Below are 12675 nucleotides of genomic sequence, written 5' to 3' on the forward strand. Positions count from 1 at the left end.
AAAGCCGTCGCATTCCCATATACGGAATGCAGATAGCGCCGCGTCAGGGCGCCGCAACAACCCGACATGCAAATGACAGGTTCGGCCCTCTACAATGCCGCTGTTGCATCGCAGCATTCCGCCATTCCTCTTCTGTAGTCTCCATGTCCCATACCGTTTCCGCGCAGCACCGGCCCGCCCTGGTGCTGCTGGCGCTTGCCATTGGCAGTTTCGCGATCGGCACCACCGAATTCGCGACGATGAGCCTGCTTCCGTATTTCTCGCAGTCGCTGGGCATCGATGCCCCCACCGCCGGCCATGTGATCAGCGCCTACGCGCTGGGCGTGGTGGTCGGTGCGCCGATCCTTGCGGTGCTGGGCGCGCGCATGCCGCGCCGCCGGTTGCTGATCGCCCTGATGGGCCTCTTTGCCATCGGCAACGGCCTGAGCGCCATCGCGCCCAACTATCACTGGATGCTGGTCTTCCGCTTTCTGAGCGGCCTGCCGCACGGCGCCTACTTCGGCATCGCCTCCCTGGTGGCCAGTTCCATGGTGCCGGCCAACCGCCGCACCGTGGCCGTGGGCCGCGTGTTCCTGGGCCTGACGGTGGCCACCATCATCGGCGTGCCGATGGCCAACTGGCTGGGCCAGGTCATCGGCTGGCGCTGGAGCTTCGGCCTGGTGTCGCTGCTGGCGGTGCTGACCATGCTGAGCGTGCGCGCCTACGCCCCGGACACGGCCGCCGATCCGCACGCCAGCCCGCTGCGCGAACTGAGCGCGCTGGGCCGCGGCCAGGTCTGGATCACGCTGGCGATTGGCGCCGTCGGATTCGGCGGTCTGTTTTCCATCTACACCTACCTCGCGGACACGCTGACCGCCGTCACCCAGGTGTCGCCCGCGACCGTGCCGCTGGTGCTGAGCGCCTTCGGCGTCGGCCTGACCGTGGGCAACATGGTGGTGCCGGTCTTCGCCGATCGCGCCGTCATGCGCACGGCCGGCCTGCTGCTCTTGTGGTCGGCCGTGGTGCTGGCCCTCTTTCCGCTGATGGCCCACAACGTCTGGCTGATCACGCTGAACGTGTTCCTGGTGGGGGTGGGCGGCGCGCTGGGCACCGTGCTTCAGACACGCCTGATGGACGTCTCGGGCGACGCCCAGGGGCTGGCCGCCGCGCTCAACCATTCGGCCTTCAACACGGCGAACGCGCTGGGCCCGTTCCTGGGCGGCCTTGCCATCGCGGCCGGGTTCGGCTGGACCTCCACCGGCTGGGTGGGCAGCCTGCTTGCCATCGCCAGCATGCCGCTGTGGCTATGGGCCGTGATGCTGGAACGCCGGGCGCGCACTGCGCGCGCGAACAAGCTGGTCGTCAGCACCGAATCGGCCCGCTGAACACGTCCCCCATTTCACGGAAGGTGTCTGACACCCAACGAGAACGACGTCATCCTGCAATGTCGTCTCAAGGGTGTCAGACACCTTCCTAAAACGTCCCCCATTTGGCCTGTCACAAATCGTCGGCCCCGCGCCACACCGGGCAAGCGCCTATTGCAGCCCGCGTTCACGTCGCAGCTATACTTTCCGCACTCTTTACCACCTCAAGACGCGCTGCACCTCCAACCTGCAGCGCTTTTTTTATGCTCGCTTTGACTGCCTTGCTGCGCCCGCTGTGCCAAGCGCTTTGCTGCCTGGCCGCAGCCCTCTTTTCCGCCCAGGCCTGGGCCGCTCCCCCGACGCTGGCCCAGTGCCACGGGATCAAGGACCTGGCGTTCGTCGCCCATCTGGATGACGACCTGCTTTTCATGAACCCGGACGTCGCCTCCAACATCGAGGCGGGCGGCTGCGTGCGCGTCGTCTACCTGACCGCCAGCGACGCGGGCGAAGGCGAAGGCTACATGCTGGGCCGCGAGCGCGGCGTGCGCGCCGCCTACGCCTACATGGCGCGCGAACCCGACGCCTGGAAGGAAGACACCGGCATCGTCGCGGGCCGCCAGATCGCGCGCTTCACGCTGCAGGGCAATCCGCGCGTGCAGCTCTGGCACATGCGGCTGAAAGACCCGTGGCTGGGCAAGGGCTGGGGCAGCCTGACGCCGCTGAGCCGCACCGAATCCGAACCCGGCCAGAACGTGGACACGCTGGGACCGCACGCCGAGGTCTATACCCGCGAACAACTCGTCGACACGCTGGCCGAGATGATCCGCCAGTACGGCCCCACCACGGTGCGCCACCTGGACGACACGATCAGCGTGCCCTACACCCAGCTGTGCTGGCGCTGCGCCGGCCACGGCCACCCCGACCACATCGCCAGCGCGCGGCTCGCCCGCGAAGCCATGGTGCGCGCGCCCGGCAACTACGCCGAGACGGGATACATCGATTACCCCAGCCAGGAACGCGCCACCAATCTTGCCGACGCGGAAATCGCCAGCAAGTCCGTGATTTTTCAGCACTACGCCTGGAACGACTACCACTATTGCGCCGGCCCCACCGGCTGCAAGGAACCGGCCGGCCCCGCCGCCGCGTGGGTCCAGCGCGCCTACTACGTGTCGCGTCAGGACGTCGCGCCGCAGGTGTACCCGGACGGGCGCGGCGGACTTGTCGTGTTCGCCGCAGGCGAAACCAATGCCGCCGTCAACAGCTGGGATTCGGCCGAAAAGCGCTGGCACACGCTGGGCGGACGCACCACCGGCCCCGTGGTCTCGTTTGCCCATGCCGACGGCACCGCCGGCCTGATGGCGCGCGATCCGCTGGGCGGCGTATGGGCCAACAAACAGCGCCATGACGGCACGTGGCAGGGCTGGCAGGCGCTGGGCGGTTTGCGGGTCACGCAGATCCCGGCGGTGGCGCCCCGTGGCGAAGCCGCCGCCGTCGCGCTGGGTTATGACGGACTGCTGCACTGGATCAGCCCGTCCGGCATCGACGGCAGCTGGAGCACGTGGCAGGCGCTCCCGCCGCTAGAGGGCGTCACAGGTTCGCCGGCCGCCGCCCGCGGCGCCGACGGGCGCTATGTCGTCTTCGCCGTTGCCGCCAAGGGCGAGCTTTTCTATACCCGCCAGCTGCCTGCCGCCAAGGGCCACCGGTCGGAATGGCAAGGCTGGCGCCGCGTGACCGCACCGCAAGCCGCGGGCGGCCTGGCTGCCATCCGCAACCACGAAAACAGGGTCGAGCTTTATTTCCGGCAGCGCGCCAACAACCACCTGACCAAACTGGTGGAAGCGGGCGACACCACCGACCTGGACATGGACTGGAGCGCGCCGGCGGACCTGGGCGTGCCCTTCATCGGCCGACCGGCCATTCAGGCCGACACCGCCGGCAACATCGTGCTTGCCATCCTGGAGCGCTCCGGGGGACACCTCTGGCTGCTCGAACACGGCAAGCTCGCCAAGATGGATGCCGAAGCGGCATCGCCGCCCGCCATCAGCCTCATCGACGGCGCGCTGTACGTTGTCGCCCGCGCCGCCGGCGCGCCGCAGCGCTACGAGGTGCTCTCGCGCCGCGGCGGCACGTGGTCCGCCAGCCTGACGCTGGACGGCGTGCCCGCCACCGGCGGCGGCCCGTTCGCGTCCGTGGCGGCGCGGCCGGCCGATCTGCCCAACCTGGGCGCGGCCAGCGCCGGCAAGGCCGTGGTTGTGCGCCCGTCCGCGTCGGAACCGGATGCGCTGACGGTCGAGCGCATGCCCGCGCAGACCTCACGCGTGGCCACGCCAACCCGCGTGCAGTGACAAGGCGGGCGCGCCGCGCAGGCACGCCGCTTGCTGCCCTCCGGGCGTTACAACCCGGAGGATCCAACCATGTCAGACGACCTGAGCAAGCGCGGCCCGCAGGACCGATCCCGGATCAACGTGAACGAGGCGCATGAGCTGCGCTATTGGACCCAGGCGCTTGGCGTCACCGAGGCCCAACTGCGCGACGCGGTCAAGGCCGTGGGACCGTCGGCTACCGCGGTGCGCGAACATCTCGGTAAATAGCCGGTGCCGGGGCCCGTGCGCGGGCCCCGGCAAGCCGTGATTGCCCCGCGCGGCATCCGGCCAGATGCCGCGCGGGCCATTGCCGCTCAAGCGGCCATCTTTCCGCACATGTCGGCGCATTCTCGGCACGTGCGCGCACAGTCGGCCATGCCGTCCATGCCTTCGCAACTGGCCGCGCAGTCATCGCAAATTGCGGCGCAGGCGCCGCAAACCACCTTGTGGTTTTCAACGCCCACCAGCATCGCGTGCGCGGCGGTGCGGCATATCTCGCTGCACCCCATCATCAGCCTGAAATGGTGAGGCTCGACGTGCTCGCCGCCGGCCTCCAGGCAATGGCTCATGGCGGTCTTCACACACATGCGATAACAGGCCAGGCAGCTATCGATGCAGCGTTCCATATCGTTCATTTCGGCAGTCATGTCGGCTCCTTGCGTGGTGGCAATGCTTGCGGGTCAGCACACGGCGTTCCCACAAGGGCGCACATCCAGGGGGCCGGCAGCGTTCCCGCCATTACCCAGCCTTCCGTTGCGATTTGCGCGCCAGGAACGGCGCCATGTAGCGGCGCGGCTCATCGGTAGTGAACGCCTCGCCGAAGGCGTCCACGCTGCGGTCCAGACCGGCCTGGATCGAGGACTCGGTCCAATAGCGCAGCAAGGCCTTCTGCGAGCGCACCGCGGCTGGCCCGCTTGCCGCGATCGGCGCCACGGTGCGTTCGACCAGCGCGTCCAGCTCGCCGGCCTGGCACAGGAATTCCAGAAAGCCCCAATCCCGCGCCTGCGCGGCGTCCACCGTTTCGCCGGTGAGCAGCAGCCAGTTGGTCGGACCCTGACCGATGAGCGCGGGCAGCAGCACCGCATGGATGACCGACGGAATGCCGACGCGCACCTCGGGCATGCCGAACACGCCATCCGCCGAACCCAGGCGGATGTCGCAGGCGGCCGCCAGCTCCATGCCGGCGCCCAGACAGAATCCCGGCAACCGTGCGATGGTCGGCACCGGGATATCCGCCACGGCGTCGCACAGGTCGCGCAGCCGCGTGATGAACGCGCGCGCCCCCTGCGGGTCCAGCTCGGCCATCTCCTGGATGTCGGCCCCGCCCACGAAGGCCCGGTCACCCGTGCCGCGGATGACCACCGCGCGCGCGTCGTCCTGCGCCGCGATCCAGCGCGCGGCCTCGGTCAGGCCAAGCGTCACGGCCGAGGCCAGGATGTTCAGGCTCTTGGCGTCGTGGATCTGCAGGGTGTAGACGCCGCGCGAATCGCGGGTCACGCGGGCGTGGGGGAACGTGGGGATGGGCGCAGTCATGAAGTCTCCGGCTAGAAATGTTTGCCGTCGATGCTGCCGGCGGCTTTGGATGACAATAAACCTCTCGTACACTTGCCGCATGCTACGACTCGACAATCTCAGCAAGCGCTACGGCGACCATATCGTGTTCCAGGGCCTCTCGCACGCCTTCGCGCCGGGCTGCGTGGCGCTCTGCGAAGAAGACAGCACCGGAAAATCCAGCCTGCTCGGCATCATTGCCGGCGCGCTCGCGCCCGATAGCGGCGACGTCCTTATCGACGGCCACTCGCTGCGCGACGCGCCGCTTGCGGCGCAGTCCCGACTGGCCTATGTGCCGGACAACTGCATGGCATTTCCCGAGCAGACGGGCCGCGGCCTGCTGCAACAGGTGGCGGCAGCCAGGCACGTTGCGCTGGACGACGCCGTGCTGGACCTGGCCCATCGGCTGGGATTGGCGCCGCATCTGGACAAGCGTTTCGAGCAGATGTCCACGGGCACGCGGCGCAAGGTCTACCTGACGGCCGCCGCGCTGGGCGACCCGGCGGTTGTCGTGGCCGACGGTCCCAGCAACGGGCTGGATGCCCAGGCGCGCGGCGTGCTGGCCGACGTCTTCAAAACCTGGGCGCAGACGCGCGTCGTGCTGTTCGCCAGCCATGACCCCGATCTGGTGCAGGCGTGCGGCGCCCGCACGGTCAACGTGGCCGACCTGCGCTGAGCAACCGGCTGCCCGGCGCAGCGGTCAAAAGCGGATGGTCACCCCCGCAATGGGCCCCTGCAGGACCACGTCGTATTTGAAGCCGTTGCGCTCGTAGTCCACGCCCATCGCCCGGTAGCCCACCGTCGCCGACACCGATTTGTTGAAGCTGTAGCCCACGCCAAGACCGAGGTCCCAGTCCGCCTGCGCGCCCCCGGCGCCGATCATGCCCCAGCCCGTCAGATAGGCCTTGGGATGAAAGTTGTAGGTGCCTCGCACGCCTACCATGGCGTCCACCCACGTGGCGCTTTCGCTGTGCTTGCGGCCGTCCGTGAATCTGCCCTTGAAGGTGACGTCCGAATCCACCGACCAGACGCGCAGGCCGCCCACCACGTCCAGACTGTGCTCCGACCGGTCGAGCACCGAGTAGCCCGCGCCGATCAGGCCGGTGAACGATTCGTTCTTCACGTCCACACTGCTGGCCAGGATTCCCCTGGGGGTGTCGCCTTGCGCACCGACCTTCACGTACAGCAGATCGCCAAAGATGCTGTATCTGCCCTTGCGTGCATCGCCCATCAGCATGGCGGCAAAATCCAGGTTGTCCAGGATCTTGTCGAAGCTTGCATTGATGTCCACCGTCGGCAGGCGGCGATGCGTGACGGTGCCCGACAGCGCCGGCGCCCACAGATACGGCGAGACCGAGAATTGCCAGTCGTCCGAAACCGCGGCGGCCGAGGCGGGCGCCACGGGGGTTTCGGCCGCGAGGGCGGCCCCTAGCGGGAACGCCGCGCATGTCAGGCAGACAGTGATGTGCTTTTTCATCGCGAGATCCCAAAGGCCCGAAGGCATGTTCCATGGAAGTCGCCGCGCTCCGGTCAAGCGCGGCGCGCGTTGCGACGCCGTGACCGCGTCAGCTCACCCGCCGCACCGGCGGCACCGTCCACGACCCGTTGATGATCGACGGGTCGCTTTCGTTGGGCCAATACAGGCGCATCATCAGGATGAATCGGCCCTTGGGCGCGGGCAGCCAGTTCGATTCCAGCTCGGGGCCCGGCGATTCGTTCTGGATCAACAGATCGATCGTGCCGTCGGGTTTTCGCTTGAGCGGCTGGCGTTCGCTGATGGAGTAGCGATTCAGCGGGTTATCGACAAAGAAGTAGTTCTGGTCATACATGGTCAATGACCAGAACCCCGACACGGGCGGCGTCAGGCCTTTCTTGAACGTCAGCACGTACTTCTCGGACCCGTTGTATTCGCGCAGGATCGCCCCGTTGGACGACCGCAACGAGGTCGGGTAGATGGCGTCCTGCGGCCGGTTCGCACCCAGCCCGATGGCGGTGACCAAGGCCCGTTGCAGGTAGTTGGTGCCGTAGATCCCCGTCTTGGTCGTGAAACCCCAGCCGTCGATATGCTGGATGTCGCCATCGGTGGACCGGAAATGCGCCATGATCCGCGCGAAGCCGGTATGCGGCACCCGCTTGGCAAAATCGTCAGGCAACTTGGACTTGTCGAAATCCTGCCCAGGCACGATGCCGATGGTGGCCATTTTTTCCACCATGGGCGCGTCCGCCGCGGTCGGCGGATTGCGCTTGAGCAACTGCGCAAACAGCGCGAAGTACTCGCTGGCATCCATGTTATTGACCTGATCGCGCACCGGCGTCTTCATGTCGATGGCCGGATCCACCTTGCCCTGCGGCGCTGTCCACGCCTTGCCCCAGCCGCTCAGCGGCGCGATCTTCACCTGGTCCTGCAGCTTGTGCACTTCTGCATAGTCCTCCGGCGTGCCCGTGCAATAGATGCGGCCCAGCAGCCAGACGATGCTCGTGGGCGACTTGTATTGCTTCATGCCCTGCGGCACGGCGCCTTCCCAGCCCGGCCCCGTCACGACGAAGGTCTGCGCGCCGGTGCCCGTCGTGCGCTTGCCCGGCACGTCGAACACGGTTGTCCATCCATCCAGCAGCGGAAACAGCGCGTAGCGGCCGTTCATGTCAGGCAGGCTGATGACCCAGGGCTCGTCTCCGACATCGAAAAAGGCGGTGGTGTACAGGGTGTCGGCGTTCGGCGCCGTCACGTCGCGGAACTTGGCGTCCGGATACTCGCGCAGCTTGATGAGCTGGCCCATCGGGGCGCGCGTGCCTTTAGGTTCGGCGACGTTGGTGATCACCCGGCGGGTCATCTCCATGGTCACCAGCGGGTAGGCGTAGATGTAGGCTTCGGTGGCCAGGACGAAACGGTCGTCGGCTTCCGGCAGGTTTGCCACCAGCCCTTCGGAGGCGGCTGCCGAGGCCCGGAACGCCGGTCCCAGCGATCCTGCAGCCAGCAGGGCCAATCCCCCTGCGTTCAGTTTGCGGCGAGTTAGCTTCATTGTTATCGCTCCAATGGATGGGTCTGACGAAGTTCACTTCGGGGACTTCCAACAAGCACGACGATGTTCTTCAAGCTACTGCGCATTCGGTGTCGATGTGGCGGGGCACGCTCCACAGATCAGGGTCAGGGAAACCACGGCAAACGGCGGGCAGCGTGCCGCCGAAGGGCGGAGCTGCCTTTGTGCGCATGGCCAAGGGAAAGCACGGGTGCGCGAGCGCGCAGCCGTGGGGAAGGCGGGGTGGACGTCCAAGAATGGGCTCCCTGAAGAAATCAGAGCAAACGCACCACTGAAGGAACTGGGCTACGGACCATCCATTCGACCGGCTCGCGCGAGGACGAAGCGGTTTCGGTCAATCTATGCGCAGTTTTTTAGCGGCTCAAGTAGCCGGAATGACTACGACCATCCGCCATTGGTCGCAATCCGCTGCCCTACTTGCCCTTGCCGATCGACAGGGGCACGCCCCACACCGGATCCTGCATGCCCTGCTTGCCCAGGGGCGTGATCTGCATCGGCTTGAGCTTGGACAGCAATTCGCGCTGCGCGTCGGTCAGGTTCGTGCGCTGCGCGAAGTACTTCTGCGCAAAATCCATCGGCGCCGGCCACGTGTAGACCGTGAAGTCTTCCAGCGGGCACTCGATCATCTTCGGGTCCACCGCGCGGCAGGCGGACTGCTTGAACTGGTAGCTGGGCGTCTTCATGTGCATGCGCTGGCTCAGCACCAGATCCCCGCCCTTGAGCGTGAAGCTGGCCAGCGCCAGCTTGGGCAGCACGCGCGACTGCACCTTGATGGCCGGGATGTCGCGCGACGCGGTGTCTTCGTAGTAACCGGCGCGCGATCCCGGCGTGGTTTCGGTGACCTGCTGCTCGCCCCAGGCGACGCAGGCGCCCGACCCGCGATGCACGGCCGTGCACACCTTCTGCGTGCTGGTCCGCGAGCCCGTGGTGCCTTCGTGCCAGTTCGTTTCCTTGTAGAACTCGCGGTACAGCTCGGGCGACAGGTACGCGGTGCCGTTGGCGCCCCGGCCCGACCCTTCCGCGCCGGGGCGCGCGCCGATCTGATTCAGCGTGGCATTGAGCTTGTAATCGTCTCCACCTGTCAGCAGGTACTTGCCCGGCGGCAGGATGTGGACTTCAAAGGCCTTGAACAGGTAGGTCGTGTCCTTGTCCCGCTGCAGCGAGTTGTTCTGGAACTTGCGGCCGAAGGTGATGCGCGGGTCCGGTTCGAACATCCAGACGGTGTTGCCGGTCCAGGTCGTCATCAGCATGGCGTCCTTCAGCGAGGCGTGCGGCATCAGATCCGCGACCAGCACCACGGCCATGTTCGCCTTCATCGCCTCGCCGATCAGGTCGACCAGCTTGCCGTATCGCGGATCGTCCGCCGTGCCCTCGCCGTTGGACGACGGAATGGTGACGCAGCCCGACAGGGTCAGGGCAAGCGTCAGGGCAGACAGGGCAAGGCGCGGGCGCGGCAGGGACATGGGATCGATCCTTGGGGTCGGTAAGACGGCAATGTGCGCGCATCCTACCGGCTTGGGAACGATTCGCAACATCCGGTTTGGCCGCTGAAACAGTTGGTGGCAGCCCACGTGACGCAGAACCGCGCCGACAACGCGCATTCCGGGTAAACCAGCCGTAATGGGTTGTTTCGAATGTTTCGCGTTGGGACCCGCCGACGCTGCCCAGCCCCCCGCCTTGTCCGCCAGTAACTTCGCCGTTATGCCCGGCTCAAGGCCCGCGGCAGATCCGTGCCGTAATCGTCGTGGGCGTAAACCATCGCCGGCAAGGGCGACACGGCGCGGCCTGCCTGGTCCCATAGCGTTTCGACCCAATCGGCCGCCACGTCGGCAATCGCGTCCTGCACGCAGAACGCCGGCTCAGTGGAAAACAGGGGCAGCGGCGGCTCCAGTCCTGCTTCTCCGTGCACCACGTCAAAGAGATCGCGGTAGCCCTCGATGGCTTTGTTAAGCACATACAGATCCGGCCCTTCCAGACCGATCACCACCGAAAATGTCCCTTCGCCGCCCTGGTCCGGAAAGATGCCGAACTGAATCTCGCGCGCCTTCTCGGGCAATCGCGCGAACATGCCGGCCAGCGTGTGCAGCGCGGCTGCCGTGTGCGCGTCCAGCGCGCGGCGCAGCGCGTCCTGATAGTCGTGTTTCGTCATCGCGCCAGCATAGCGCATGGCGGCACGGCATCACGCGTCGACGGGCATCCCGTCCAGCAACTTGTCCAGCGTCACCGGATAGTTCCGCACGCGCACGCCGGTCGCGTTGTACACCGCGTTGGCGATGGCTGCCGCCACGCCGCACAGGCCCAGCTCGCCAACGCCCTTGGCCTTCATCGGCGACGACACCGGATCGTCCTCGTCCAGGAAGATGACCTCTTGACGCGGAATGTCGGCATGAACGGGAACCTCGTAGCTTGCCAGGTCGTGGTTGACGAAATAACCCAGGCGATGGTCGACGGCCAGTTCCTCCATCAACGCCGCGCCCACGCCCATGGTCATGGCGCCGATGACCTGGCTGCGCGCGGTCTTGGGATTGAGGATGCGGCCCGCGGCACAGACCGCCAGCATGCGCCGCACGCGGGTTTCGCCGGTGGCGGCGTCCACGGCCACTTCCACGAAGTGCGCGCCGAAGGTGGACTGCTGGAATTTCTTGTCTAGGTCGCCGAACTCGATCGCGTCTTCCGCGACGAGCTCGCCGCCCGACGCCGCGCGCACCAGGGGCGCCGAGCGCCCGCCGGCATCGGTGACCATCCCGTCGGCAAACACCGCGCCCGCCGCATCGAATCCCAACTGTTCAACGACCCGCGCGCGCAACTTCTCGCACGCCGCGTAGACGCCGGCCGTGGAACTGTTCGCGCCCCATTGGCCGCCCGAGCCCGCCGACACGGGAAAGGACGAATCGCCCAGGCGCACGACCACGCGCGACAGCGGCACGCCCAGCATTTCGGCCGCCGTCTGCGCAATGATGGTGTAGCTGCCGGTGCCGATGTCGGTCATGTCGGTCTCGACGATCACGCGGCCCGTCGCGTCCAGCCGCACGCGCGCGGCCGACTTGGTCACCAGGTTGTTGCGAAAGGCGCTGGCCACGCCCAGCCCGATCAGCCACTGCCCTTCCCGCCGCGCACCGGGCTTGGGACCCCGCTTGTCCCAGCCGAAGTGGCGGGCGCCGGTCTGCAGGCATTCGACAAAACGCCGGCGCGAGAACGGCCGCGACGGATCGGTGGGATCGACCTGGGTGTCGTTCACCACGCGGAACTGCACGGGATCCATGTCCAGCGCCTCTGCCATCTCGTCGATGGCGATCTCCAGGGCCATCATGCCCGGCGCCTCGCCGGGCGCACGCATCGCGTTGCCTTCGGGCAGGTCCAGCGTCATCAGGTTCAGCGCGGTGTGCTGGTTGGCGCCGGCATACAGCAGCTTGGTCTGCTGCACGGCCTCTTCCGGCTGGCCGTCCGGCAGGTCGCCGGACCAGCTTTCGTGCGAAATCGCCGTCAGCTTGCCGTCCCGCCCCGCGCCCAGCCGGATGCGCTGGATCGTGGCGGGCCGGTGCGTAGTGTTGTTGATCACCAGCGGACGCGGCAACGCCACCTTGACCGGCCTGCCCGCCTCGCGCGCGGCCAGCGCGGCCAGCAAGGCGTCCGAGCGCACGAAAAGCTTGCCGCCGAAACCGCCGCCGATGTAGGGCGACACCAGGCGCACGTTTTCCTTGGGGATACCCAGCGTGCGCGCCACGTCCGACCGCCCCCACGCGATCATCTGGTTGGACGTCCACAGCGTAAGCTTGTCGCCCTTCCAGACGGCGAGCGACGCGTGCGGCTCCATCATGGCGTGCGACTGATCTGGCGTGGTGTAGGTGGTGTCGATCTTGACGGGCGCTTCTGCAAACGCGGCATCGAAGTCGCCCGTGTCCGTCTTGGGAATGTGCTTGCCCGCAGCGCCGTTGTCCCGCAATGCCGCCAGGTCGTACGCGCCCGGCGCCCGCGCATACTGCACGCGAATGAGCTTGGCGGCCGCGCGCGCCTCCTCGAACGTGTTGGCCACCACCACCGCAATGGCCTGGTGATAGTGCTGGATTTCCGGGCCGCCCAGCAGCGTGGCCGTGTTCATCTTGCCCTTGCCCAGCTTGCCGGCGTTCTGCGCGGTCACGATGGCCAGGACACCCGGCGCGCGGCGCGCAAGATCGGTGTCCATGGCGGTGATGGCGCCCTTGGCAATGGCCGCTCCCACCACGTAGCCGACCGCCGCGTTCGGCGCGATGTCGTGATGCTCGTAGGCATACGGGGCCTGGCCGCTCGTCTTGAGCGGCCCGTCGATGCGATCGACGGGCTGGCCCACGATCTTGAGCTGGTCGATGGGATTCTGTGTCGCGGGAGTCTCGAATTTCATGG

The 12675-nt window shown here is 67.1% G+C and carries 11 protein-coding genes; 4 read left to right on the forward strand and 7 right to left on the reverse strand.

Annotated elements, in window-relative coordinates; all coding sequences use genetic code 11:
• Nucleotides 1-143 precede the first annotated feature (143 nt).
• The 3 genes from H4P35_RS21775 (at nt 144) to H4P35_RS21785 (ending at nt 3934) form a co-directional block, all read left to right on the forward strand.
• Entirely contained in the window at nt 144-1364 is a 1221-nt protein-coding gene (locus H4P35_RS21775; RefSeq protein ID WP_226846981.1) for an MFS transporter, read from the forward strand.
• A gap of 242 nt (nt 1365-1606) precedes the next feature.
• Complete coding sequence (locus H4P35_RS21780) at nt 1607-3688, forward strand: PIG-L family deacetylase (protein ID WP_226846982.1); 2082 nt, start codon at nt 1607-1609, stop codon at nt 3686-3688.
• 69 nt (nt 3689-3757) lie between these two features.
• Nucleotides 3758-3934 carry a DUF3606 domain-containing protein gene (locus tag H4P35_RS21785; RefSeq protein WP_226846983.1) on the forward strand — a complete coding sequence of 59 codons (177 nt, stop codon included), beginning with the start codon at nt 3758-3760 and terminating at the stop codon, nt 3932-3934.
• Between the two features lie 86 nt (nt 3935-4020).
• Here the strand turns inward: H4P35_RS21785 and H4P35_RS21790 are convergent, their stop codons facing one another.
• Nucleotides 4021-4353: a four-helix bundle copper-binding protein gene (locus H4P35_RS21790; protein ID WP_226846984.1), complete on the reverse strand. Its 333-nt coding sequence runs from the start codon at nt 4351-4353 to the stop codon at nt 4021-4023.
• A 91-nt stretch (nt 4354-4444) separates the two neighbouring features.
• Nucleotides 4445-5239 carry an enoyl-CoA hydratase gene (locus H4P35_RS21795; RefSeq protein ID WP_226846985.1) on the reverse strand — a complete coding sequence of 265 codons (795 nt, stop codon included), beginning with the start codon at nt 5237-5239 and terminating at the stop codon, nt 4445-4447.
• A 79-nt stretch (nt 5240-5318) separates the two neighbouring features.
• Between H4P35_RS21795 and H4P35_RS21800 the strand changes: the two genes are divergently transcribed.
• A complete protein-coding gene (locus H4P35_RS21800; RefSeq protein ID WP_180097932.1) occupies nt 5319-5933 on the forward strand; it encodes an ATP-binding cassette domain-containing protein in 615 nt (204 codons plus the stop codon).
• 24 nt (nt 5934-5957) lie between these two features.
• Here H4P35_RS21800 and H4P35_RS21805 read toward each other — a convergent pair whose 3' ends face one another.
• The 5 genes from H4P35_RS21805 to paoC form a co-directional block, all read right to left on the reverse strand.
• On the reverse strand, nt 5958-6734 hold the full coding sequence (locus H4P35_RS21805; RefSeq protein WP_180097931.1) for a hypothetical protein: 777 nt from the start codon (nt 6732-6734) through the stop codon (nt 5958-5960).
• Nucleotides 6735-6822: 88 nt separating this feature from the next.
• On the reverse strand, nt 6823-8277 hold the full coding sequence (locus tag H4P35_RS21810) for a DUF1254 domain-containing protein (protein WP_180097930.1): 1455 nt from the start codon (nt 8275-8277) through the stop codon (nt 6823-6825).
• 431 nt (nt 8278-8708) lie between these two features.
• Nucleotides 8709-9758 carry a hypothetical protein gene (locus tag H4P35_RS21815; RefSeq protein ID WP_180097929.1) on the reverse strand — a complete coding sequence of 350 codons (1050 nt, stop codon included), beginning with the start codon at nt 9756-9758 and terminating at the stop codon, nt 8709-8711.
• Between the two features lie 236 nt (nt 9759-9994).
• Nucleotides 9995-10444 carry a DUF6389 family protein gene (locus H4P35_RS21820; RefSeq protein WP_180097928.1) on the reverse strand — a complete coding sequence of 150 codons (450 nt, stop codon included), beginning with the start codon at nt 10442-10444 and terminating at the stop codon, nt 9995-9997.
• 30 nt (nt 10445-10474) lie between these two features.
• Nucleotides 10475-12673, reverse strand: coding sequence for an aldehyde oxidoreductase molybdenum-binding subunit PaoC (gene paoC, locus H4P35_RS21825; protein ID WP_226846986.1), 2199 nt, complete (start codon nt 12671-12673; stop codon nt 10475-10477).
• Nucleotides 12674-12675: the final 2 nt, after the last annotated feature.

This window comes from Achromobacter sp. 77 (assembly GCF_020541125.1).
GTDB lineage: Bacteria > Pseudomonadota > Gammaproteobacteria > Burkholderiales > Burkholderiaceae_B > Achromobacter > Achromobacter mucicolens.